Below are 24,554 nucleotides of genomic sequence, written 5' to 3'. Positions count from 1 at the left end.
ACTCCTTTGTTGGATGGGCAATTCTGTATGAGTGTAGTGTCAGTGGTGCTGCTTGAGCAGCTGGGCAACCCGTTCGGCGATCGCAAGGGAGGCGGTGAGGCCGGGGCTCTCGATGCCGAACAGCTGAACCAGGCCGGGGACTCCGTGGTCGGCGGGCCCCTGCAGGCAAAAGTCGGCAAAGGGTTCACCCGGTCCCTGCAGCTTGGGGCGGATGCCGGCGTAGTCGGCTTGCAGGCTGCCATCAGCCAGGCCCGGGTAGTAGCGACGGATGGTGCGGTAGTAGCGGTCGGCGAGCTCAGGAGGGACCGTGTAGTCGATCGCATCGATATAAAGGGTATCGGGGCCAAAGCGGACCTGGCCGTCCAGGGCGAGGGTGGCGTGTACCCCGAGACCGGTGGTATTGCGCTCCGGCACCGGGTAGATGAGGTGGCTGAAGGGGCGTGCGCCGCTGAGGGAAAAGTAGTGCCCCTTGCAGTAGTGCAACGGGGGGATAAGGCCAGGGTCGTAGCCCTCGAAGGTGGCCGCCAGCGCCTGGGCGTGGAGGCCGCCACAGTTCACCAGTTGCGAGCAGGCAAACTCATACTCCTCGCCGGCGGTGACCGCACCCACCACAAAACCCTCCGCCCGGCGCTTGAGGGAGACCACCCGGGTGTCCAGCAGTAGCATGGCCCCCTGCCGCTCGGCATCGAACTGGCAGCTTTGCATCAGGGCGTGGCTGTCAACGATGCCGGTAGAGGGGGACCAGAGTGCCTGGCAGGCGCGCAGTTCGGGTTCCCGCTCGCGCAGGGCACCAGCGTCCAGCCACTCGAGGTCATGGACCCCGTTGGCACGGGCGCGCTGCTCGATCTCCACCAGTTGTGGTTGCTCGTCGGTTTCGCAGGCGACGATCAGCTTGCCGCATCGGCTGTGGGGGATCTGCTGTTGCTGGCAGTAGTCGTAGAGCAGCGCCTTGCCACGCACACAGAGCTGGGCCTTGAGGCTGCCGGTGGGGTAATAGATGCCGGCGTGGACCACCTCGCTGTTGCGGCTGCTGGTTTCGAACCCGACCTGCTGGTGCTGCTCCAGAACGAAGGTCTCCCTCCCGGCTTGCGCCAGGGCCCGGGCGACGGCCAGGCCCACCACCCCGGCGCCTATGATCGCCAGATCCACCGATTCCACCTTGTCGTCTCTCCGGGTTATTGCTCAAGAACAGGGCTCCAGTGTACCCAGCGCCGGGTTGCAGGAACAGGGGGCACAACCCCAGCGGCCGGCAACGTAGCACCGCTGCCCGTAAAGCCTTATAATTCCAGCCCTTGATCAACCGGGCCCGCATCGTACGGCGTCCCCATCCATGGAGTGAGAGTCATAATGAGCGGCCGAGTCGCCAGCGTTGAACGCAATACCCTGGAAACCCAGATTCGTGTTGTCATCAATCTTGATGGCAACGGTACCAGCCAGTTCGACACCGGGGTGCCCTTTCTCGACCATATGATGGACCAGATTGCTCGCCACGGCATGATCGATATCGAGGTAACCGCCAAGGGCGACAACGAGATCGACGATCACCATACCGTCGAGGATATCGGTATCACCCTGGGGCAGGCGTTCGCCAAGGCGCTGGGGGACAAGAAGGGGATCACCCGTTATGGCCACGCCTACGTTCCACTGGACGAGGCCCTGTCACGGGTGGTGGTGGATTTCTCCGGACGCCCGGGGTTGGTCTACAACCTGCCCTTCACCCGTGCCCGTATTGGCAACTTCGATGTGGACCTGTTCCAGGAGTTCTTCCAGGGTTTCGTTAACCATGCCCTGCTGACCCTGCATATCGACAACCTGCGCGGCACCAATAGCCACCACCAGGCCGAGACCGTATTCAAGGCCTTTGGCCGGGCCCTGCGCATGGCGGTTGAGCCGGATCCACGGATGGCAGGGGTGATGCCCTCCACCAAAGGTACTCTCTGACTCCGCGGCAGGATGCGGACGCAGACCTCTCTGTTGTGGACAGCTAAACGATGAAAACAATCGCAGTAATCGACTATGGCATGGGCAACCTGCACTCTGCTTCCAAGGCGCTGGAGCACGTGAGTGATGCCAATACCCGGGTGGTGGTGACCCCAGACGCCGACACCATTCTGGCCGCCGATCGGGTGCTGTTTCCCGGGGTCGGTGCCATCCGCGACTGCATGGCCGAGATTCGCCGCCTGGGGGTGGATGAGATCGTGCGCGAGGTGGTGCGTCACAAGCCGGTGCTGGCGATCTGCGTTGGCATGCAGGCGCTGTTTGAGCGCAGCGAGGAGAACGGCGGTGTTGACTGCATCGGCCTGCTGCCCGGAGAGGTGAAGTTTTTTGGCCGCGAACTGGCGGAAGCCAACGGCGAGCGCCTCAAGGTTCCCCATATGGGCTGGAACCAGGTGGAGCAGCTACGCGAGCACCCGCTCTGTGCCGGTATCGACAACCTTGCCCGCTTCTACTTCGTGCACAGCTATTACGTCCGTGCCCAACAGCGCGAGTCGGTGGTGGGTAACTGCCACTACGGCGTCGATTGCGATGTGATGGTGGCCGATGGGCACCTGTTCGCCACCCAGTTCCACCCCGAGAAAAGTGCCGCCGTGGGGCTGAAGCTGCTTGAGAATTTCGTCAACTGGCGCCCCTGAGGCTGGCCGGTGACCCCTTTTTTGCGACTATTTCAGGAACCGAACCATGCTGATTATTCCCGCCATAGATCTTAAGGATGGTGCCTGCGTGCGCCTGCGCCAGGGGCTGATGGAGGACGCAACCGTGTTCACCGACCGCCCCGCCGATGCGGCTAGGCGCTGGGTGGATGCGGGCTGTCGCCGCCTGCACCTGGTGGACCTTAACGGTGCCTTTGCCGGCGAGCCGGTCAACGGCGAGGTGGTGCGTGAGATCGTGGCCGCCTACCCCGGCCTGCCGGTGCAGATCGGCGGTGGAATCCGCTCCCTGGAGACCATCGAATCCTACATTCGCGCCGGTGTCTCCTACGTCATCATCGGTACCAAGGCGGTGAAGGAACCCGAGTTTGTGGGTGAGGCCTGCCGCGCCTTCCCCGGTAAGGTCATCGTTGGCCTCGACGCCAAGGAGGGGTTTGTCGCCACCGACGGCTGGGCCGAGGTCTCTGACCAGCCGGTGGTTGAGCTGGCGCGTCGCTTCGAGTCGGACGGGGTGGAGTCGATCGTCTATACCGATATTGCCCGTGACGGCATGATGCAGGGGGTCAATGTGGAGGCCACCCTGAAGCTGGCGCAGAGCGTGAAGATCCCGATCATCGCCTCCGGTGGCATCACCAACATGGACGATATCCGTGCCCTCAAGGCGGTAGCCGACCAGGGCATCCTCGGGGCCATTACCGGGCGTGCGATCTATGAGGGCACCCTGGACGTGGCGGAAGCGCAGCGCTTCTGCGACCAGGGCTAATCGATCAGGCAAATCTAGGGAGCCGTATCATGGGTCTGGCCAAACGCATTATCCCCTGCCTCGATGTCGAAAACGGGCGCGTGGTAAAAGGGGTTCAATTTGTCGATATCCGCGATGCCGGTGACCCGGTGGAGGTGGCCAAGCGCTATGACGAGGAGGGCGCCGACGAGATCACCTTCCTCGACATCACCGCCAGTCACGAGGGGCGCGACACCACGGTCCACACCGTCGAGCGGATGGCCAGCGAGGTCTTTATCCCCCTCACCGTGGGTGGCGGCATCCGCAAGATCGAGGATATTCGCACCATGCTCAACGCCGGTGCCGACAAGGTCAGCATCAACACCGCAGCGGTCTTCAACCCCGAATTCGTGGGGGAGGCGGCGGCCCGCTTCGGTTCCCAGTGCATTGTGGTGGCGATCGACGCCAAACAGGTGAGCCGTCCCGGCGAGCCCGGACGCTGGGAGATCTTCACCCACGGCGGTCGCAAGCCTACCGGCCTGGACGCGGTGGAGTGGGCGGCCAAAATGGAGGCTCTGGGCGCCGGTGAGATTCTGCTCACCAGCATGGACCAGGATGGGGTCAAGCAGGGCTACGATCTGGGGGTAACCCGGGCGATCAGCGATCGCATCAACATTCCGGTGATCGCTTCCGGTGGCGTGGGTAACCTGGACCACCTGGTGGATGGGGTCCTCAAAGGGGGCGCCGATGCGGTGCTGGCAGCCAGCATTTTTCACTTCGGCGAGTACAGCGTTCCCGAGGCCAAGGCCTATATGGCCGCCCGCGGCATCGAGATGCGCCTTTAACCGCGCACCTCGCCGGGAGTAAAGGGGTCAGGACTTGCGCCGCTCCACCAGGGGGGTAGCCACCTGCAGCTCCATATCCCAGGGGAAGCGGATCCAGGTGTCCTGGCTCACTTCGGTGATAAAACTGTCCACCAGAGGTTTGCCGGCGGGCTTGGCATAGAGGGTGGCAAAGTGCGCCTTGGGTAGCAGTTCGCGCACCATCCTGGCGGTGCTGCCGGTATCGACCAGGTCGTCGATGAGCAACCACCCTTCGCCATCCCCCTCGACCCCCTTGAGCAGATGCAGTTCGCCCCGTCGTTCGCCTTCGTAGCTACTGATGCAGATGGTGTCGATGAGGCGGATGTTGAGCTCCCGGGCAACGATAGCCGCCGGCACCATGCCGCCCCGGGTGATGGCGATCAGCCCTTTCCACGGGCCCATATCCAGTAATTTCCAGGCCAGGGCACGGCCATCACGATGTAACTCCTCCCAGGAAACCGGGAAATTTTTGCTGTATTCGGTGCTCACCTTTTACCTCGATCTGCGGTAATCTGTTGCGCGCCAATTTACCATGACTTGCACCCTTTTCGTTAGCGTGTGAGAGCGCTCCCACCTGACCAGAATGCCTTGGAACCTATGAACAATCAGTCGTTGCAACAAACCTTTCTGCGCATTCGCAGCAATAAGGCTTTTGAACTCTTTGTGGTCGGCGTCATCATCTTTTCGGCACTGGTGGTGGGGGCCAAAACCTACAATATAGATCCCGCCCTGCTGGAGCTGATCTGGTGGATGGATCACGGGATTACCGCCATCTTCCTGATCGAGATCCTGATCCGGTTTTTTGGGGAGGAGCGCAAGCGGGACTTTTTCAAACAGCCCTGGAATATTTTCGACACCCTGATCGTGGTGGTGAGCCTGGTACCGGTCGACAACAGTGATATGGCGCTGGTGGGACGCCTGATCAGGGTGTTCAGGGTGCTCCGGATGGTATCGATCATTCCCGAGCTGCGCCTGTTGTTGAACTCGCTGCTGCAAGCGCTGCCCAAGCTGGGTTATGTGATTCTGCTGATGTTTATCATCTTCTATATCTATGCTGCCATTGGCGCCACTCTCTTCTCCAGCATCAATCCCTTCCTGTGGGAGGACATCAGTGTGGCCATGCTCACCCTGTTCCGGGTGATGACCTTCGAGGACTGGACCGATGTCATGTACGAAACCATGGAGGTCTACCCGATCAGCTGGCTCTACTACCTGAGTTTTATCTTCCTCACCGCGTTCGCGTTCCTCAATATGGTGATCGGGATAGTGGTCAATGTACTGGAAGAGGAGCACCAGAAGGAGCGCGATGAGGAGGCACTGGCGGGCGGGCGGCCATCGATAGAGACCCTGTCGATGCAGGTCGAGGAGTTGAAGCGGTTGGTGGAGCAGCAAAACGAGCTGCTTAAAAACAGGCAACCTTCACCCTGACTCCCATATCAGCCCGGGTATCGAGATCGCTCGGTCTGCTGAGGCGCACCGGGTAGTGCGTGAACTCTCTCCACTGGTATCCAGGGGCTATCGAACCCATACTGTACTTGCTGTGAGTGGACAGTGATAATGGTGGCAGAAACAGGCCGGACAACAAGCGGCAGGTGGTCACAAGGGTTTATGGCAAACGATATCTATCTAGTGCGCAGTGACACGGTGGCGGGGCTTGATGACCTGCTGCGGCAGCTGGGTACCGACCCGCGGCCGCTCTATCGTCGAGTGGGGTTGACACCGTTGCTGATGGCGAACTCCGACTATATGGTGCCCTACGACAGGGTCTGTGAATTGATGGATACCGCCGCCAAAGAGTCGGGGCAGGAGGAGCTGGGACTGATTCTGGGGGGGCAGTGGAAACGATCCCAGATTGGTCTTTTATGGCCGCTGATGGCGCACTGCTCAGATGTGGGGGAGGCACTGAAAGTAGGGTCGGAGCACCTCCACTTTCACAGTCAGGGTCTGTCGTGGCAGTTGGTGGTCGAGGGCAGCTACGCCCAAATCATCCGCGAGGTTCGGGAGGCGCGGGTAGCCGGCCAGGTATCCTCCTTCCAGTATGCCGTGCACAGTACCTGTGCCATGTTCGGCGTACTGAAAGTGCTGTGTGGCGCTGACTGGTTGCCTTCAGAGGTAAGCTTTATACACACCGCCCCGGCCAATGCGAAGGCGTACAACAAGTTCTTTGGCGTCAAAGTTGAGTTCAATCAGGCATTAAATCAGATCGTTTTCCCTGCGGCTTTTCTGGAAAGGAAAATTACGGATCATAATCGAGGCATTTATGATCAGTTGACCAGGCAGTTGCAGCAACTGGAAAGTCAGGACGAGCGTAAGCAGGATTTCTGCTCAAAGATGAAGCTGCTGATACAGAAGGCAATCCACACTGAGGACTGCTCCCAGACGGGGATAGCCGGGCTGCTTTCCATGCACCCCAAAGCCTTGCAGAGGAAACTGAAAAACGAGGGGGTGACCTTTCGTGAGTTGAAGGCGGAGGTGCGGCTGGATATGGCGGAGCGCTACCTGAAGGATTCGGAAATACCGCTGACTACCATTTCAGAAATATTGAAATTCAGCGAGCTGAGTAGCTTTTCCCACGCTTTCAAAAGCCGCCATAAGGTCTCTCCTGCTGTTTGGAGGCGGCGGCTAAGGCAAGGTGCCACCGATGCTCACAGCGCGACTCATTCGCTGCCCTGAGGGACTTCTCCAGGCCCTTTAACCTCATCCCCCTAACGCGTTTTCCCCTCCCAACGGCCCAGCCCAGTCACTGTCCGGGTCTCCGGCTCCTGCAGGCTGGCGCTAAAAACCTCTCTCAAACGTCGATTTTGCTCTAGGGTTTGTCCGCTTAAAACAAGTAGCTCTCAAAGGGGTAGCGTAATAATAGCGCGTCAGATCGTTATCGTAAGAAGGTACAGCCGCTCCTGCAGGCGTGCGGGCGGTCGCGGTTTTGTTTGCGAGCATTGCCATAACAACAAGAGGCTGAACATTCTGTATTGAATGGAGAGGAATGAGGCATGAAGACTATTCTGGAAGGCATTAAGGTTATCGAGGTTGCCACCATGGCCGCAGGACCCTCTGCGGGGGTGATCCTGGCGGATTTTGGTGCCGAAGTTATTAAGGTGGAGGTGCCCACTGGCGATCCCTGGCGATATGGGCACCTGATCGCCGGCATGCCTCCGAGCAAAATCCCCTACACCACCTACTTCCGTAATCGCACCAAGAAGTCGGTGTCTCTCAACCTTAAACACCCGAGCGCCCAGGAAATTCTGCATAAGCTGGTGGAAAGCGCGGACGTGTTGCTGACCAACTCCCCTCTCAAGGTGCAGCAGGACTGTGCACACACCTACGAGGATATCCGCAAGATCAACCCAAGGATTATTTTCGGCTGGGTCAATGGCTTTGGCCTCAAGGGCCCGGATAAGGACCTGCCGGGCTTCGATGTGACCGCATCCTGGGCCCGCTGTGGTATCGCAGAACAGGCTCGTCCCAAGGGTGGTTCGCCCACCATGCAACCCATCGGCCTGGGCGATTCCGCTTCCGCAACTGCGCTGTTCGGCGCCATCATGACAGGGCTCTTTCATCGAGAGCGCACCGGCGAAGGCTGCAAGGTCAGCACATCGCTTATGAACAATGGCCTGTGGTCTAACGGATCTATGGTGCAGGCAGCCCTGGTTGGTGCTCCGCCCATGGAGAAGTACCACCGTGATGAGTGGCCCCAGGCCGTCATGGGCGCCATTTATAAAACCCGTGACGACCGCTACGTGCTGGTCAATGAACTCAACCCAAACAATGCGGCGGGCGTATGGGAAGCGCTGGGCGCCACCCACCTGAGCGCTGATGAACGCTTTTCGACGGCTGAGATGCGTGCCAAGAACGTGCGGGTATTGTGGGATGAGATCCAGCAGGTGTTCAGTAGCCTGGAGCTGGCGGACGTTGAAAAGCGCTTCAAGAGCAATGGCGTTAACCATGGCGTTATCCAAACCCCGGCGGAGTGTGCAACCGACGAGCATATGATGGCCAATGGATGCTTCCCCGAAATTGAGGGAACCCCAGGGCACCGTACCATCGACAGCCCGATTCAAATCGAAGGCTTCGAGAAGGTGAAACCCCGTAAAGTATCCGAGATTGGAGGTGATACGGTGACGGAAATGAAAGCCGTAGGGTATTCCGAAGCGCAGATCCAGCGTCTGGCTGAAGAGGGAGCTGTGCATATCGCCAAGTAGCGGGCGCCTGCTGTTTCCATTGAGGGTTGCAGCGTTTTGGCTGCAGTCCCCTTATTGAGTGAACACCCTGTTGTCCTAGCTTTACGCCGTTATTCGCACGGCACAATAACTACAATCGTAAGCGGAGAGTACCTCACGATGGAATCCATCGGATTACTTGGCAGCGTTGTGCTGCTGATCTGGCTAGCCCTGCGGGGCGTGAATATTATATTGGCCTCGTTGCTCTGTTCACTTCTGGTCATCCTGACCAGCGGGTTATCCCTGGCGGATAGCCTGAACGAGTACTACGCCTTTGGCCCGCTCGGTGCCTTCACCTTTGCCGGGAAGTTCTTTTTGTTGTTTGCTGCCGGTGCTGTATTCGGACGCGTAATGGGCGAAAGCCACGCAGCGTCCAGCATTGCCCTGTCATTAATCCGCGTGATGGGTGCCCACCGGGCGTTGGTCATCACCACGCTGGCCTGCGCAGCATTGACCTACGGCGGAGTGGTGACGTTTGTGGTGATCTTTGCCATGTATCCGCTGGGGTTGAAACTGCTGCAGGAGGCGGACATTCCCAAACGCCTGTTTTGTGCTGCCCTGGCGCTGGGTGCGGGTACCTTCACCATGACGGCCCTGCCCGGTACCCCCTCCATCCATAATGTTATCTCGGCCTCGTCACTGGGAACGGATCTCTTTGCCGGCTTTTGGATCGGGCTTGTGTCCGGGCTGTTGATGTTGCTGATTGGCCTCTGGTACCTGGAGCGCCAGCGGCTGGCGGCGGCCAGGAATGGTGAACGCTTTGTGCCCGCTGCGACCGACCAGATTTCGACGGTCGACGCCAGTGACTACCCGAGTTGGAAGCTAGCCTGCCTGCCGCTGATCTTCGTCATGCTGGTCATCATCCTTCCGCGCCTGATCAGCCTTTCCATGGACATTGAAACCCTTGCCCATGACTCGCTGCTCTACGGGGTGTTGAAATTTGCCCTGAGCCAACCGATTCTCTGGCCCAGCATTGCGCTCACGGTCGGTACCCTGCTGGCGGTTGCGTTGTTTGAACATATTCGAGGCAAGGCTATGAAGGTGCTGGGTGACGGTACCCAGGACTCCATCATGCCGCTGATCAATACGGCGGCGGTGGTGGGTTTTGGCGGGATCGTAGTGCATACCTCGGGGTTTGCCCAGTTCTCGTCCATGATGCTCGAATCAGGACTTCCCCCTTTGATCTCCGCCTTTACCTCCATCAGCCTGGTGTCCGCTATTACCGGATCTGCGACCGGAGGGCTTCAAATATTTATGCAAACCATGGCGCCGGCCTATCTGGAAATGGGGGTTGAGCCGCAAACCTTGCACCGTATCGCCACCATGGCCTCCGGGGGGTTCGATTCACTACCCCATTGTGGAGCCATTATCGCCATGTTGAGCGTTACGGGGTTGAACCATAAAGAGGCATACCGGGATGTCGGGGTGATTACGGTGGTGATACCGGTCGCGGTCACATTGGCGATGATCGGGGTCATCGGCGTGATCGGATAAGTTGGCATACTCGGATAGGAAGGGGCAGCGGCTGCGCCAGGTCCCTGCGTTGATAAGGCGTGAGGGCCCTGGCCCAACTACTCCCGGGGCCATCCACTCGTAAATCGGCTTTCCTATTTTGGCAGGAGTTGAAGATGGAGATAGTGAATTTTAACCCGGTCACCGTGGATGATTATCGGCGCCGGGCGCGACGTCGCCTGCCCCGCTTCCTGTTTGACTTTATCGACTGTGGCGCCAACAACGAAGCCACATTGGCCCGCAATGCAACTGACTTCGACGGTTACCAGCTGGTCCAGCGGGTCATGAAGGATGTCAGCCAGGTCGATACCCGCACCACCCTGGCGGGCCAGCCCTCCAGTATGCCGCTGGCGTTGGCGCCCATCGGTATGGCCGGGCTGTTTGCGCGCCGTGGAGAGGTACAGGCCGCGATGGCGGCGAGATCGGTCGATATCCCCTTTACGCTATCAGCCTTCGGCATCAGCTCGACCGAGGAGGTGGCATTGGCCAGCGGGCGACCCGCGTGGTTCCAGCTCTATATGTTGAAAGATCGCGACTTGATGCAAGCGCTGTTGGAGCGGGCCCAGCGGGCCGGCTGCACGACCCTGGTGTTCGCTGTGGATGCGCCGCTGACCGGCTTCCGTACACGGGTTTTTCGAAACGGAGTAGCGGCGGGTGGCCGGGTTGGGAAGATCTCGAAAGCAGCACAAATACTCAGCAGCCCCCACTGGCTGCTCAATGTTGCCATCAAGGGGAAACCATTGAGTATTGGCAACCTGGCGGACCTAAGGCCTGACCTCAATGAGCTGGATGCCTGCAAAGCCTTTATCGAGTCCCAGTATGACCCCTCGGTGACCTGGGAGGAGATCGCCTGGTTGCGCTCCCTATGGCCAGGTAAACTGCTGATCAAGGGGGTGCTCGAGACCGACGATGCCGTGGCGGCGATCGATGTCGGCGCCGATGGGGTGGTGGTCTCCAATCACGGGGGCCGACAGCTCGACAGTGTTGCGTCCACCATTTCCAGGTTGCCGGCTATAGCCGCAGCGGTCGGGGAGCGGGCCGAAGTCTACCTCGATGGCGGTGTGCGCAACGGTCTGGACCTGCTCAAGGCCGTTGCCCTGGGGGCCCGGGGTGTGCTGATCGGTCGTCCCTGGGTGTGGGCCCTGGCCGGTGGCGGCGAGGAGGGGCTGGCGAACCTGCTGACCCGTTTCCAGCACGAGACCAGTATCGGAATGGCGCTGATGGGGATAAACCAGGTTGGCCAGCTCAGCCCGGAGGTGATTGAACGCGTTGAGCGCCGTTAAAGGCAGGCGAGTTTGGCCTTCAGTTTCTGTTCCAGCTTGCTGACGGGAACGGAAAAGCGACGGTGGCTTCCCCTGGCGATCTGTTCAAGGGCGTCGTTGGCCGTCACCTCAAAGTGTACCAGGGGCCCCTCAACGGCTGTAACGGTAGCGGTAATGTCGACCCACATACTCTTGAGCGTGGCGCCCATATGGTCCACCACCACCCGGGTGCCGACCGAGTCTTCGCCGGCATCGGAGTGTTCCACCAGTATCTCGCGACAGGTCATCTCAATATCCCGGACCAGCTCAGGGGTGGCGTAGACCCGCATCTCTTCGCCCATAAAGTCGATCGTGCGGGCATCATCGATGATCACGCGCAGGGTCTTGGTACAGCCCAGGGTTAGGGTCTCTTTCATTGGTTTCTCCTTCTGGTTGTGGCCGGTTGTGCCCGCAGCCTAATGGCGGGGACGCTCGTCCCCTTGGCAGGTCGGTTATGCCGCAAAACCGGCCTTGCCAATGTGCTGGAGCGTGATCATGTTGCGGGCGGCGGGTGATCCTTATGGGGGTTCTGCCCATGCGCCCCTGGCGAGAGAGCTAAAACTATTTAGCCTGCCAGTTTGGCGCGCGCTTTTCAGCGAACGCCAACGCGCCCTCTTTGGCGTCCTCGGTCTGCATCAGCCACTTGAAGCACTCCTGTTCCAGTCTGACCCCTTGGGCCATTGGCATATCAAGTCCCTGCATCACAGCGACCTTCATCTTCTGCACGGCCAGCGGGGCACTCTTGATGATATCTTCAGCGATCTGCTCACATCGGGAGATCAGCTGGTCCGCCGGTACCACATGGTTGACGAGGCCCAGACGGTGAGCTTCGCGGGCGTCGATACGGTTGGCGGTGTAGAGCAGCTCAAGTGCGTTACCCAAGGGGATAAGGCGTGGCAGTCTTTGGGTCCCATGGCCGCCAGGAATCCAGCCAAGGCGAGCTTCACCAAAACCATAATGGGCGTCATCGCTGGAGACGCGAATGTCAGCCCCCAATGCCTGCTCCAGGCCACCCCCGTTGCAGTGGCCATGGATTGCCGCGACTACCGGCTTGGTGAGGCTCAGCATGCGTGGATAGAGGCGGTCCTGAAAACCCTCTGCGGCCGGGGATTTGACCCACTTGATATCGGTACCGACACAAAATGCGCGACCCTCGCCGCTGAGGATTCCTACCCGTAAGGAGGGATCGTTTTCAAGCTCATCCCATGCATCGGCGATGGCGTTATAGGTGTCGCCATCGCAGGCATTCATCACTTCCGGGCGATTGAGCCGAACGTGGACCACACCGTCTTTTTTTTCAACGATCACTTTTTGCATCGCAGTTTCCCTATTCAGCGGTGGGGTTATTCGTAGGTGGTGTAGTTAGGCTTACGCTTTTCGCCAAAGGCGGCCATACCCTCCTTCTGGTCGGCAGTCCCAAAAAGTCCATGGAACAACCGCCGCTCGAGTTGTAGCCCTTGAGCCAGCGTTATCTCGGCCACCTGGTTGACGGTCTCCTTGCCGGCCAGCACCGCCAGGCGAGGATTGTTGGCAATGGTTGTCGCCAGCTTAATCGCCTCATCCAGCAGGGTATCGTCAGGCATGATCTGCGAGATCAGTCCCATTTGCTCGGCCTCGCTGGCGTTAAAGGGGCGCCCGGTCAGGATGTAATACATCGCTTTGGCTTTCCCGATACGGTCAGACAGGCGCTGGGTGCCACCGGCGCCGGGAATCACCCCCAGGGTGACTTCCGGAAGCCCAAACCGGGCGCTTTGCGAAGCCAGGATGATGTCGCACATCAGCGCGATTTCGGTGCCTGCCCCGAAAGCGATACCGGATACCGCTGCGATAATGGGCTTACGAATGGCTGCCACCTGGTCGATGGGGGCGGCGAAATCGGAGCGGTAGGCGTCGGCAAATTCGAGCTGGGCAATGTGCTTGAGATCGGCACCGGCAGCGAAACACTGGCGGTTGCCGGTCAACACAATAGCGCCGATACGATCATCGCGGTCAAAGGCACTCAAGGCATCAACCAGCTCCTGGGTGACGAGCTCATTGATGGCGTTAAGCTGCTCGGGACGGTTGAGGGTGATGACGCCGACATTATTGATCCGTTCCGACAGGATAAACTGATATTCGGACATGGCTAAACCACTCTGTTTGGTTGTTTTTGCTCTGGCCTTTAAACCTCAGGCCTCTCAGGCATGTGCGGCTTACGGGGCTGCGATACAGTGATGCTGTTAGGAGTCGCCGGTTGTTGTCTTGATCGCCCAGAGGCCATGCTCGACAGGGGATTGGTGTCATTATTACCCCTAATCGAGTATTTAACTTGAGCTGATTGGACAGGCGCGCGGAGTGATTCTGCGGCCCGGAGCGCCCGTTGCAGGTTTACCTTTGGCGCGCAGGGGAGACAGGCCTAGGTTCGAAAAGCCCGGATGAACAGGTAGAGCCCGACGGCCATAAAAAGCGCAAAACGTGACTGGCTCCGGGCTGGGTATCGGCCTGGAGAGAGGGGGCTTACGCTTGGCTCCCGTCCACCGTCACCAGGGCAGCCACCCGCTTTAGGGGCGCACTCTACCGGCTATAGGGGGAGAACCGGGCCGTTTAGTGCTCCGGGCTGCTTTGCTCGGAGATTTTGGCCAACTGACCGCGATCCAGTACCCTCAGGCGGCCATAACGGTACTCAATAATGCCTTTATCCGACCAGCTCTTGAGCACCTTGCTGATGGCCTGGCGCGTTGCGCACACAGAGGAGGCAAGGGTGTCCTGGGTCAGTTTAATTTCCTGGACTGAGTCGCCACTGTCTGACTTGCCACCGAAGTCGAGTAGAAAGCCAATTTGCAACGCCAGTCGCCTGCGCAGATCGCAAAGGTTTCCAAACTCATACATCTTGAACAGTTCGCGGATACGCCAGGAGGTGTGCCGCAGCAGCGCCCGGTCGATAGCCGGGTACAGGTTCCTAAGTCGTTCGAATTCACTGACGGACAGACTGGCAACCGTGACCTCGCCAACGGCGATGGTGTCTTGAGGTCGTGGCTCACTATCAATAGCCGATAAAAAACCGAAACAGTCACCGGGGCTGTATATGATGTAGGTAACCTCTTTGCCGCTCTCGGAAAGGACCCGTAACCTTACCCCTCCCTCTTTAATCTGGTAGAGGGAATGGCTGCTTTCGCCCGCGCGGTATATGTATTGACCGTCCTGATAGTTGCGTAGCGTCATGTGTCGCGAGAGCTCCGTTCTCACCTCTTCAGGCAGTAGTAACATCCAGTTGGCGCTGTTTGTCATGGGATTGCTAGCCCTCTAGATTACGTGTTGGAGGTTTACGATGAACGGCCTCCGGTTACTGGCTTGTTGTGCTAGCCCTGAGCGCGATGTCGGCTCTGCCCTGCCCTATGACTCAGGCGATACCTCCCTTTTTGCAGATGCTCCTCTTCCGTGATGCCCTCGCGCCTCAAACCAGAAGCGGACAGCCCGACAAGGCCGTGGCCAGTTACCGGATGACGCTACGATTGTGCTCATCAATAACCCATTCGTAGCGTGCCGGTGTCTTTTTGTGTTGTGAGCCGGGCGCGGGGCCAGCGGCTTCTATCACTCCTGGGTAAGTGCTTTCGATAGCGGCCTTACGAACCGGTGCAGGGGGGATGCGGGAGCGGTGGAGTAGTAGGCAATCACGATCCCCTCTTCGGGTGATACGTAAAGCCCCTGGCCGAATAGGCCGCCTTTAAACATACCGCCATCGGCATAAATAGCATCCCACTGACGAGAGTTGGCAACCGGTGCTTCACCGAGCAGAGGGGTAAAACGCTGCCCGTCCCCCTTCGCGTAGGCCTCACGGTTGTGCTCTGCGTTGACAATGCGCGCCATCGCGGCGTCGGACACCACCTGCTTGTCGGCCACCTGAGACCAGTAGGGCGTGTAGAGCAAGCCGTAGCGAGCCAGGTCGCGCAGGCGAGAGGAGACAATACCGTGAGCCATTGCCATGCCGTCGGGTGCAAGGTGCACTTGCAGGGCGCCATCGGCACGAACGTGGGACCAAACCCGCTCGTCAAACGCATCGGACCAGCTTTGGTTGGTGACCGCCTCGGCTATGAAAACCAGCATCTGGGTAATGCCGGAGCTGTACTCGAACCGTTCACCGGCAGGGCCGGTACGACCGGCCCCCTGCAGTATTTCACGTACGGTTTCGACTTTGCCGTCCTTATAGGCTTCATCGAACTCGGCGCGATAATAGCGGGTGGCCACGGAGTCTGGGTCCCGGCGGGTCGAGGGGCTGTCGTGGGTGTCGCTACCGGGAACCATGTCCAGCAGTTGCTGCACCGTGGTCTCGCCCAGTGCCGTCCCCGCGAAATCGGGCAGGTAGGTATCGACCCGATCGCTATCGTTCAGTTTGCCCTCATCGATCAGCTGCTCGATAAGCAGTGCGGCGGTGGGCTTGGCCACGGAGGCCCACAAGTGGCTATTGGCCGGATGCAAACCGGGATAGGTTTCAAATACCACTTTACCCTTGTGCAGAATGATCATCGCTTTGACCGCAGCGCGTGGATCGTTAATCGCTTCGGACAGGGTTATCTCGCCGAGGTGGGTATCGGCAGTGACTGCCTCCAGCTTCAGGGGCCACTCGTCGAGGTCGGTTTCAAAGGTGCTGGCAGGAAGGCGGTTAGGAAGAACCGCGGTCAGCATAGTGCGAGAGATATTCTCAGCCCACCAGGAGGTGACACTGTCGCCTCCCAGTAGCTCCTTGTAACCCGTTGCACTGGAATAGGTTTGGCTCTGCTCCAGGGTATAACCGTCACGTGTCTTCGTAACATCCACCGCGGCGGTGGCCAAAGGGGCCGCCGTAATAAAGAACAGGGACAGGGTGTTGACCAACTTAAATCGCATTGTTGTTTTCATAGTCGTGTTCATTCTTCTCTGTAGATTTCGATGAAGCGGAACTGGGTAGTCAGCGCCTTAGTATCGACCCTCTTACAGGGCTTTTGCTTGTTATGAAGAGACAGTGCTTTGGGCGTATTGAGGGCTTGCACGGGGCGAAAAATAGAGGGCGCTGCTTTGTGCTTCTGTCGATAAACCCTTGTGTTACAAGGGTTTTGTGGCAGCAACTAACCGCCAGGGGTGTGGAGCGAACGCATCTCGGCGCCTGCTGGGGTATGGCGGCGGAACAGCAAATGTAATCTCGTTGACAGACCCCCGTAGGCGCCGGCGGTAGGTTTGGCCGAGGCAAGGGGATGGTCTGTGGAGACCTGGTCCAGCCCGTAACCGGAATGCCCTTGGCAATCGTCTGGTGATAAACCCTCTGTCTGCGGCTCTCTTCTGTATGGTCGGGTCTGCGGAAAGAAAAATAACAAGACAAATTCCAATTATGGATATCCATAGAAGGAAACAACAATGCAGAAAAAAACAACAATAAAGGCCGCAATTCAGGCAGCGATGGCTATCCCTGTCTATCTGGCGGCGTCTTCCAGTGTGTACGCTCTGAACTTTCAGTTGGGGGAGCAAACCACTCTGGACTGGGATACCAACCTTCGTTACACCGTTGCCCAACGTGTGGCCAAGCAGGACGACTATCTACTTCGCGGCAAAAACGCCAACGGCGATGACGGCAACCGCAACTTTGATAAGAACAGCCTGATCAAGAACCGCTTTGACGTGATTACGGAGGCGGACCTGAACTTTGGGGAAGTCGGTCCCTTCTACGATTTGGGGGCCTTTGTCCGCGGCCGCGCCTGGTACGACCGGGTCTATAACCGCTCCAACGACCACGACTCCCCAGCCACCAGTAACAATGTGTCCAAGCCCTACAACGAGTTCACCGAGGACACCCGCCGCCAGCATGGCCGCGATGCCGAGATGCTGGATTACTTCCTCTACGCGGGGGCAGATCTGGGTGGTCACGACACCACCCTGCGGATCGGCAGCCAGGCGCTGAACTGGGGTGAAACCCTGTTCCTGCTCGGCGGTGTGGCCACCTCCCAGGGCCCGGTGGACGCCACCGGTTTCAACCAGCCCGGTGCAGAGCTTAAAGAGCTGTTTTTGCCGGTTGAGCAGATCGCTATCCAGACCTCGCTGACCGATAACCTCTCGATGGAAGCCTACTACCAGTGGGAGTGGCAAGAACACACCCTGGATGCGGCCGGTAGCTACTTCTCAACCGCTGATATGATCGATGAGGGAGGAGAAAGTCTGCTAAGCCCGTTTGGGCCGATACCTCGTGGTGCAGACAACGAGGCGAGAGATAGTGGTCAGTGGGGTGTCGCTCTGCGTTACCTGGCCGAAGAGCTCAACGGTACCGAGTTTGGCCTCTACTACATCACCTACCATGACCAGTTGCCGCAGTTGACTTTGGACTTGGCAAACTTCGAATACTATCTCGATTACGTAGAAGATGTGCGTTTGTGGGCGGCCAGCTTCGGTACGGTCATCGGCAGCACCAATATCTCCGGTGAGGTCAGCTACCGCGAAAATGCCCCGGTTACCGTTAAAGCAGGCAACCCTCTCGGATTTACCTGGGAGCGCGCCAAGCTGATGCACTACTCGCTCTCCGGGATCCATATTTTCGGTGCCAACGCGCTGATGGATAACCTCAGCCTGACCGCAGAGGTCGCGGCCGATGATGTGCTGGATATGGACCGCGATGAGCTGGCCAAAGACAAGTTTGCCTACGGCTATGCCCTGACCCTGAAGCCGACCTGGCTGGAAGCCTTCCCGAACACGGACATCAATCTGCCCATCAGTTTGTCGCAGGGCGTTAATGGTAACTCTGCGATGGGTGGATCGTTCACTGAAGGCTCTGACAAGGTGGGTGTCACCCTGGATGTGATCTACAAGCTGAAGTACCAGATGCAGCTTGGTTACGTGAACTTCTTTGGTGGTTCCCGGCAGAACTCAAAGGACGATCGCGACTACGTCAGCCTGGCTCTGAAGTATTCATTCTAATAACAGCGAACAACTCTAAAAATTAGTGGGAGATCATCATGCGTAATAAATTGATGACGATTGGCAGTGCGATGCTGCTGGGCATAAGCTCCGCCCAGGCGGCAGTTACGGTAGAAGAAGCAGAGAAGTTGAAATCAGTGCTGACCCCGTTTGGGGCCGAGCGTGGGGGTAATGCGGACGGCACGATCCCTGAGTGGACAGGCGGTTTGACCGAGGCGCCAGCCGGGTTCCAGTCAGGAGACTGGATGCCTAATCCATTCGCCGACGAGAAGCCGCTGTTTACCATTACGGCGTCTAACTATGAGCAGTATATCGACAAGCTCACCCCCAGCCAGATTGATGCCTTCAAGCGCTACCCCGATCAGATCAAGATGAACGTCTACCCGACCCACCGTACTGCGGCGGCGCCGGATTGGGTTCAGGAGAACACCTACAACAACGCCATCAACGCCTCACTGAATGACGCGGGCACTGGTGCCAACAATGCCTGCGGCGGTATTCCTTTCCCGATTACCAACAACGGCAATGAGATGATCCTCAACCATAACTCGCGTTGGAAAGGGTCATCCCTGCACATGCAGTACACCGCCTTCCAGAGCTATATGCACAACCCCGCAACGACCCTGGCGGGTGAGTCCAACACGCTGTGGCAGTGGCACTACTACGACCAGAACAGCGACTGTTCGGACGGGCAGCTGTTTTCGTTCTTCGTGACCTACAACTACCCGGCTCGTCGTAAGGGTGAAATGATCCTGGTGAACGACTATATCGATGCAGCAGCGACGCCTCGAGAGGCGTGGCAGTATATTCCTGGCCAGCGTCGTGTCCGTCGTGCCCCTACCGTGGCGTACGATACACCCGATAGCAGCATCTTCACCTATGACGATGCCTTCCTGTACAACGGATCACCAGACCGTTACGACTGGAAAGTACTTGGTAAAAAAGAGATCTATATCCCCTACAGTGGTTATGATCTGGCGAGTGCCTACGGTAAAGGCGAGATGAAGATGGAGGAGGCGATCGCCTCAGACCCCAAAAACTTGTGGCGTTGGGAACTGCACCGGGTATGGGTGGTTGAAGCGACCCTGAAAGAGGGTGAGCGCCATATCTATGCCAAGCGTACCTTCTATCTCGATGAAGATACCTGGAACATCGCCCTGACAGAGAAATACGATGGCAAGGGTGAGCTGTGGCGTTATACCTGGGCCAACGTCTACCAGGCCTATGATCCCGCTATCCAGGGCTCATTCGCCCGGCCGATTATGGCCTTTGATATCGACTCCGGCCAGTTCCTGTGGGCTTACGTAGATACGCATCCGCTCGCAGGCGTTGAGCCTAAAGAGAAGGAATTCTTCACGCCTCAGGGCATCCGTAAACAGGCCAGACGCTAACCTGCAGTTGGGTGAATGGGCAGGGGGTCGACCGAGCCTGTGTCCATTCACTTTCTCGACGCCGATCTACTTCTGGCTTTCTGGTGGTTTCTACCACCACAGCCACAGATCGATAGTGCGCCGATCTATCCAACCCCCGTTACTACAAACCAAGCGGAAACGGTTGGCGTTATCCGGTTGGGGCTAAATCAAGAATAAAACGTCCGTCAGAGGTTTCTATGTTGTTTCATGAGTCACCAGGTTCAGTGAAAAGTGCGTGTGCTCGCCAGCTACGACGGTTGCACCGGCCAGCCCAGGTCGCCGTGTTTGCCCTCTTGCTCAGTGTGCAGGCGCAGGCGTTTGAGGATCCGCTGCACGCACCGGCTATCCAGGTCCCCGTCGCCGCCCAATCGCTGCTGTTGGATGTGGCGTTAACCGGCTCGCGGATCGTCGCCGTTGGCGAGCGGGGGCATATCCTGTACTCCGACGACCTGGGACAAAGCTGGACGCAGGCCGAGGTACCGGTACGGGTGATGCTCACCGCCGTCACCTTCCCGGATGCCGGCCCTCTGGGCTGGGCCGTTGGCCATCAGGGTGTCATCCTGATGAGCCAGGATGGCGGCCTGACCTGGAGCAAACAGCTGGACGGCAACCAGGCACACCAGCTGATGGTGGATGCTTTCACGACGGCCGCAGAGGCCAGGATCGAGGCGCTGGAGCTGGCCGCTGAGTCCGAACGCGAGCCCCTCGAAATGGAGCTGGAAAGCCTCGAGTTTATGCTCGATGACTCGGCCTCTTTTGTCGAAGAGGGGCCGGTTCGTCCCTTCGTGGACCTTTGGTTTAAAAACCCCTCGGAGGGGTTTGCCGTGGGCACCTTTGGGCTGATCCTGCGTACCAGGGATGGCGGCAAAAGCTGGTATAGCCCGGCCCCCTCATTAAAGAACCCCGACGCGCGTCACTACAACGCCATGGCCGGTGACGAGAATGCGCTCTTTATCGCTGGTGAAGGCGGGCATATACAGCGCTCCACCGACGGGGGGGAGACCTGGGAACTGCTGGACTCCCCTTATGAGGGCTCCTTCTTCGATGTGGTGGTGGATAAGGAGCGCGTGCTGCTGCTGGGGCTGCGCGGTAACGCCTTCCTCTCTGAAGATAATGGCGAGACCTGGGCCCCGGTAGAGACCGGTACCAACCTCAACCTCTCCAAGGCCGTCCTGTTGGAGGATGGCCGCTTTTTGATGTCGCAATATGCCCCGCAACTGCTGATTTCAAACCCGGACAGTACCGCCTTTAAACGGCTTCCCTGGTCCAGCACCGGGGCGATTTCATCGTTCCTGATTCTCCAGCAGGGCCCAATGATTACCGTCGGTACTAATGGCGTTACGGCTCACAGCGCCCAGAGCTTTTCTGTCGAGGTCAACTGATCATGAAGCACAACAACACCCTGGCCTCGTCTACGGATAACGCGCCGCTAATCGAACGCCTTGTATTCGGCAACCGGCCTCTGGTACTGATCATCTTTGCGCTGCTAACCCTCTATTTTGGTTACCACGTCATGCAGATGCGCCCGGTGGCCAGCTTCGAACGCATGATCCCCATTTATCACGAGTACATTCAGGCCAACCAAAAACACAGCGATAAGCTCAAAGGGCTGAGTAACACGGTTCGCATTGTTGTTGAAACCACCGAAGGAGATATCTTCACCAAAGAGTACATCGAGACCCTGCGTGAAGTGCACGATGCCACCTTCTTCCTGCGCGGAGTCGATCGCCAGAATATGATCTCGTTGTGGGCCTCGGCGGTTCGCTATACCGAGGTAACCGAAGAGGGCTTTACGGGTGATACCGTCATGCCGAATGGCTTTGATGGTTCCGAAGCCTCTTTGCAGCAATTGAAGAAGAACATACAAACGGCCGGTTTGGTGGGGTCGATGGTTGCCAATGACTTCAAGTCGACCACCCTCATCGTCCCCTTGGTCGAGTACGATACCGAAGCAAAAAAGCCTCTCGACTATCATGAGTTTAGCGGGGCGCTCGAAGAGCAGATCCGGGACCGGTTCCAGAATGAAAAGATCAAGATACGCATCATTGGCTTTGCCAAACTGGTGGGTGACCTGATCGACGGCGCGATCCTGGTCGGCTTTTTCTTCCTGATCGCCTTTGTCATTTTGCTGGCGCTGCTGTGGGTCAACTCACGCTGCTGGCGCAGTACCCTCTCACGGGCGGTCTCCTCCATCATCGCGGTGGTGCTGCAGATGGGCATACTCCATGCCCTCGGGTTTGGGCTTAACCCCTACTCGATGCTGGTGCCGTTCCTCATGTTTGCGCTGGGCGTCAGCCACGGCATCCAGATGTTCAATGCGGTGGTCCATGAGCTGATGGCCGGCCAGGACAAACTGACCGCCGTACGACGCGCCTACCGTGCGGTCTACCTGCCTGGTCTATCGGCACTGTTTACCGATGGCGTCGGCTTTGCCCTGCTGTTCATCATTGCGATCGGCGTGATTCAGGATATCGCGGTGGGCGCCACCATCGGCGTGGCGGTTGTGGCCCTGTGTGACCTCTGCTTGCTGCCGGTATTGATGAGTTACACCGGTGTCAGCCGCCGAGCGGTGAATAAGCTGGAAAAGATCGAAGAGGAAGAGAGCAGCGTCCTGTGGACCAAGATTGCGCAAGTGACCAAGCGTCCCTACGCCATCGCTGTCCTCGCGGGGACTGCGGTACTGTTCGCCGGTGCCTCTTACGTCAGGATGGACCTCAAGATCGGTGATCTGGATCCCGGTGCACCCGAGCTAAGGCCCGACTCGCGCTACAACATCGACAACGCCTACATCATCGATCACTACTCAACCAGTAGTGACCTGTTTGTGGTGATGGTGGAGAGTCCCAAGGACAAGTGTACCGATTATCGCACCCTGGTCGAGATCGACCGTTTGCAGTGGCAGCTGCGCAACACCCCCGGGGTTCAGTCGACGCAATCGATCGCGGATTTCACCAAAAACTTCAATGCCGGTATGAGCGAAGGCTCGCTGAAGGCGAAAACGCTTTCACGAAGCGACCAGTTCCTCGGCTATACCGCTACCCGGGCGAAGCCGGAGTGGACCACCATTGATTGTAACTTCAGCCCCATCAAGGTGTACCTGACCGACCATAAGGCGGAGACCCTGGATCGCGTGGTTGCGGTGGTAGAAGCGTTCAATGAAACGGTGGATCTGGATGGGGTTAACTTCCTGCTGGCGGCCGGTAACGCTGGCATTGAAGCGGCCACCAATCATGAGGTTGAGAACGCGCACCTGCTGACCACCTGGGTGGTCTACATCACGGTAATCATGGTCTGCATCATCACCTTCCGCAGTGTCCGCGCCGCCATCTGCATCGTCGTGCCGCTCTACATCACCTCGGTGCTGTGTGAGGCCCTGATGACCAAAATGGGCATCGGTATCAAGGTGGCCACACTGCCGGTGATCGCGGTGGGTGTGGGCATTGGTATCGACTACGGCATCTACATCTACAGCAAGATGAAGGAGTGGCTGGATAAGGGTTATGACGTCCATCGTGCCTATATAGAAACCCTCAAAACCACTGGCCGGGCCGTGGCCTTTACCGGTGTGACGCTGGGTGTTGGTGTAGCGACCTGGACCTTCTCGCCAATCAAGTTCCAGGCCGATATGGGGCTGCTGCTGACCTTTATGTTTGTGTGGAACATGGTGGGCGCGCTGCTGGTGCTGCCGGCACTGGCCTACTTCCTGGTCAAACCCAGGGCGAAAGGCAGCGAAACGCAGCCTGAGGGTGCAGGTGAAAGCGAGGAGGTGGGGCTGGCGCATGAAGGCCCCCTGGCCCATCCCGCCTCAAAGGCTTCCTGAGTAGAGAGGAACATGCAACTCCCGCCCTGTGTTCCAAAAGATCGAGGGCGGGTGGATGAAGGCTTTGGCGCTACAGAGAAACGGGTGTTGTACCTGAGCCGGAGTTAATTAGCCCCCCCGGCACCCTCTCCGTGACCTGTAAACCTCCAGCGCTGTCCGTAGGGTGCATAAAGGGGAGGAGTTGTGTTGGCTATTCAAGAAGAGGTTACTGATGATTGTTTATCTTAATGGCGACTTTATGCCTGTAGAGCAGGCAAAAATATCCCCCATGGACCGTGGTTTCCTGTTTGGTGATGGCATATACGAGTTGATCCCGTCGCATTCCGGGCGCTTTGTCGGCTTTAACCTCCATCTGGATCGCATGAATAATGGCCTCGATGCCATCGGTATCGTGCGGCCGGATATTTCTGTGCGGCAGTGGCTTGAGATTTCACAGCAACTGCTTGAACGCAATGAGGGTACTGACTTAGGCATCTACTTGCACATTACTCGTGGCGACGAGGGACGTCGTTACCATGCCTTCCCGGAGAAAGTGACCCCCACGGTATTTGCGATGACCACGCCGATATTTCCTTTCCTGGGTGAACCCGACAGCGAAACCCAGCCGGGATTATCCTGCTACACGGCGCAGGACAAGCGCTGGAAGCGCTGTAACGTCAAGTCCACGGCGCTGCTGGGCAATGTTTTACATTTCCAGGACAGTTACAGTCGCGGTGGCAATGAGTGCATTTTGTACAATGCCGACAATGAGCTCACCGAAGGTAGTGCCAGTAACGTAGTTATCGTCAACGACAATCAAATCATTACACCGCCTCTGGATGAGCAGATCCTGCCTGGTATTACTCGTCACCTGATGATCGAAAGTCTCCGCAAGGAGGGCGGGTTCGGCGTGTCAGAGCGGGTCATTCATATGGATGAGGTTCGCGGGGCTGATGAGGTATGGGTGACCAATTCCGGTGTTCATATTTTGCCGGTTGTGACGCTCGACGGTCGGCCCGTTGCCGATGGCAAGGTGGGCCCGGTCTGGGAAAAGGCGAGGGCGTGTTACAACCGCCACTGCTTTGACCTCAATGTCTGATCGGGCATTTATATCGCGGTGAGTTCAACGCCCCTTTGGGGGCGTGACTCACAGCTAAAAATAATAA

21 protein-coding genes are annotated in these 24,554 nt (G+C 58.2%); 14 read left to right on the top strand and 7 right to left on the bottom strand.

Annotation, left to right across the window (positions count from 1 at the left end; all coding sequences use genetic code 11):
* Positions 1-39 precede the first annotated feature (39 nt).
* Complete coding sequence (locus D0544_RS11100; RefSeq protein ID WP_125016138.1) at positions 40-1,158, bottom strand: NAD(P)/FAD-dependent oxidoreductase; 1,119 nt, start codon at positions 1,156-1,158, stop codon at positions 40-42.
* Positions 1,159-1,347: 189 nt separating this feature from the next.
* Between D0544_RS11100 and hisB the strand changes: the two genes are divergently transcribed.
* The 4 genes from hisB to hisF are packed head-to-tail and all read left to right on the top strand — an operon-like array spanning position 1,348 to position 4,214.
* Positions 1,348-1,941: an imidazoleglycerol-phosphate dehydratase HisB gene (gene hisB / locus D0544_RS11095; RefSeq protein WP_125016136.1), complete on the top strand. Its 594-nt coding sequence runs from the start codon at positions 1,348-1,350 to the stop codon at positions 1,939-1,941.
* A gap of 50 nt (positions 1,942-1,991) precedes the next feature.
* Entirely contained in the window at positions 1,992-2,633 is a 642-nt protein-coding gene (gene hisH / locus D0544_RS11090; protein ID WP_125016134.1) for an imidazole glycerol phosphate synthase subunit HisH, read from the top strand.
* A gap of 46 nt (positions 2,634-2,679) precedes the next feature.
* Positions 2,680-3,411 (top strand): 1-(5-phosphoribosyl)-5-[(5-phosphoribosylamino)methylideneamino]imidazole-4-carboxamide isomerase, encoded by a 732-nt coding sequence (gene hisA, locus D0544_RS11085; RefSeq protein ID WP_125016132.1) that lies wholly within the window; start codon positions 2,680-2,682, stop codon positions 3,409-3,411.
* 29 nt (positions 3,412-3,440) lie between these two features.
* Entirely contained in the window at positions 3,441-4,214 is a 774-nt protein-coding gene (gene hisF, locus D0544_RS11080; RefSeq protein WP_125016130.1) for an imidazole glycerol phosphate synthase subunit HisF, read from the top strand.
* 27 nt (positions 4,215-4,241) lie between these two features.
* On the opposite strand, the gene gpt is transcribed toward hisF, so the two are convergent.
* Positions 4,242-4,721 (bottom strand): xanthine phosphoribosyltransferase, encoded by a 480-nt coding sequence (gene gpt, locus D0544_RS11075; RefSeq protein WP_125016128.1) that lies wholly within the window; start codon positions 4,719-4,721, stop codon positions 4,242-4,244.
* Between the two features lie 108 nt (positions 4,722-4,829).
* On the opposite strand from gpt, the gene D0544_RS11070 reads away from it, so the two are divergent.
* From D0544_RS11070 to D0544_RS11050, 5 genes are all read left to right on the top strand, one after another.
* Complete coding sequence (locus D0544_RS11070; RefSeq protein WP_125016127.1) at positions 4,830-5,660, top strand: ion transporter; 831 nt, start codon at positions 4,830-4,832, stop codon at positions 5,658-5,660.
* A 180-nt stretch (positions 5,661-5,840) separates the two neighbouring features.
* Positions 5,841-6,905, top strand: coding sequence for an AraC family transcriptional regulator (locus tag D0544_RS11065; protein ID WP_164880911.1), 1,065 nt, complete (start codon positions 5,841-5,843; stop codon positions 6,903-6,905).
* A 317-nt stretch (positions 6,906-7,222) separates the two neighbouring features.
* Positions 7,223-8,431: a CaiB/BaiF CoA transferase family protein gene (locus tag D0544_RS11060; RefSeq protein ID WP_125016124.1), complete on the top strand. Its 1,209-nt coding sequence runs from the start codon at positions 7,223-7,225 to the stop codon at positions 8,429-8,431.
* A gap of 138 nt (positions 8,432-8,569) precedes the next feature.
* Positions 8,570-9,943 carry a GntP family permease gene (locus D0544_RS11055; RefSeq protein ID WP_125016123.1) on the top strand — a complete coding sequence of 458 codons (1,374 nt, stop codon included), beginning with the start codon at positions 8,570-8,572 and terminating at the stop codon, positions 9,941-9,943.
* Between the two features lie 134 nt (positions 9,944-10,077).
* Positions 10,078-11,244, top strand: a complete 1,167-nt coding sequence (locus D0544_RS11050; RefSeq protein ID WP_125016122.1) for an alpha-hydroxy acid oxidase — start codon at positions 10,078-10,080, stop codon at positions 11,242-11,244.
* Here the strand turns inward: D0544_RS11050 and D0544_RS11045 are convergent.
* From D0544_RS11045 to D0544_RS11025, 5 genes are all read right to left on the bottom strand, one after another.
* The gene (locus tag D0544_RS11045; RefSeq protein WP_125016121.1) at positions 11,241-11,639 is read right to left on the bottom strand and encodes a thioesterase family protein; all 399 of its coding nucleotides are present in this window, start codon (positions 11,637-11,639) and stop codon (positions 11,241-11,243) included. The two genes, D0544_RS11050 and D0544_RS11045, sit on opposite strands and share 4 nt — an antisense overlap.
* A gap of 184 nt (positions 11,640-11,823) precedes the next feature.
* Positions 11,824-12,579 (bottom strand): enoyl-CoA hydratase/isomerase family protein, encoded by a 756-nt coding sequence (locus D0544_RS11040; RefSeq protein WP_125016120.1) that lies wholly within the window; start codon positions 12,577-12,579, stop codon positions 11,824-11,826.
* Between the two features lie 26 nt (positions 12,580-12,605).
* Complete coding sequence (locus D0544_RS11035; RefSeq protein ID WP_125016119.1) at positions 12,606-13,385, bottom strand: enoyl-CoA hydratase-related protein; 780 nt, start codon at positions 13,383-13,385, stop codon at positions 12,606-12,608.
* Positions 13,386-13,845: 460 nt separating this feature from the next.
* The gene (locus tag D0544_RS11030; protein ID WP_125016118.1) at positions 13,846-14,529 is read right to left on the bottom strand and encodes a Crp/Fnr family transcriptional regulator; all 684 of its coding nucleotides are present in this window, start codon (positions 14,527-14,529) and stop codon (positions 13,846-13,848) included.
* Positions 14,530-14,832: 303 nt separating this feature from the next.
* Positions 14,833-16,125, bottom strand: a complete 1,293-nt coding sequence (locus tag D0544_RS11025; RefSeq protein WP_164880910.1) for a serine hydrolase domain-containing protein — start codon at positions 16,123-16,125, stop codon at positions 14,833-14,835.
* A gap of 504 nt (positions 16,126-16,629) precedes the next feature.
* Between D0544_RS11025 and D0544_RS11020 the strand changes: the two genes are divergently transcribed.
* From D0544_RS11020 to D0544_RS11000, 5 genes are all read left to right on the top strand, one after another.
* Positions 16,630-18,177: a DUF1302 domain-containing protein gene (locus D0544_RS11020; protein ID WP_125016116.1), complete on the top strand. Its 1,548-nt coding sequence runs from the start codon at positions 16,630-16,632 to the stop codon at positions 18,175-18,177.
* 245 nt (positions 18,178-18,422) lie between these two features.
* Positions 18,423-19,568 (top strand): DUF1329 domain-containing protein, encoded by a 1,146-nt coding sequence (locus D0544_RS11015; protein WP_164880909.1) that lies wholly within the window; start codon positions 18,423-18,425, stop codon positions 19,566-19,568.
* 245 nt (positions 19,569-19,813) lie between these two features.
* Complete coding sequence (locus tag D0544_RS11010) at positions 19,814-20,971, top strand: WD40/YVTN/BNR-like repeat-containing protein (RefSeq protein ID WP_164880908.1); 1,158 nt, start codon at positions 19,814-19,816, stop codon at positions 20,969-20,971.
* A 2-nt stretch (positions 20,972-20,973) separates the two neighbouring features.
* Positions 20,974-23,409 carry an efflux RND transporter permease subunit gene (locus D0544_RS11005; RefSeq protein WP_125016113.1) on the top strand — a complete coding sequence of 812 codons (2,436 nt, stop codon included), beginning with the start codon at positions 20,974-20,976 and terminating at the stop codon, positions 23,407-23,409.
* A gap of 211 nt (positions 23,410-23,620) precedes the next feature.
* Positions 23,621-24,487 (top strand): aminotransferase class IV, encoded by an 867-nt coding sequence (locus D0544_RS11000; RefSeq protein WP_341538853.1) that lies wholly within the window; start codon positions 23,621-23,623, stop codon positions 24,485-24,487.
* Positions 24,488-24,554: the final 67 nt, after the last annotated feature.

It is taken from the genome of Aestuariirhabdus litorea, assembly GCF_003864255.1.
Classification (GTDB): Bacteria; Pseudomonadota; Gammaproteobacteria; order Pseudomonadales; family Aestuariirhabdaceae; genus Aestuariirhabdus; species Aestuariirhabdus litorea.
Note: the sequence above shows the minus strand (reverse complement) of the source record. Positions and strands in the feature narration are given on the sequence as shown.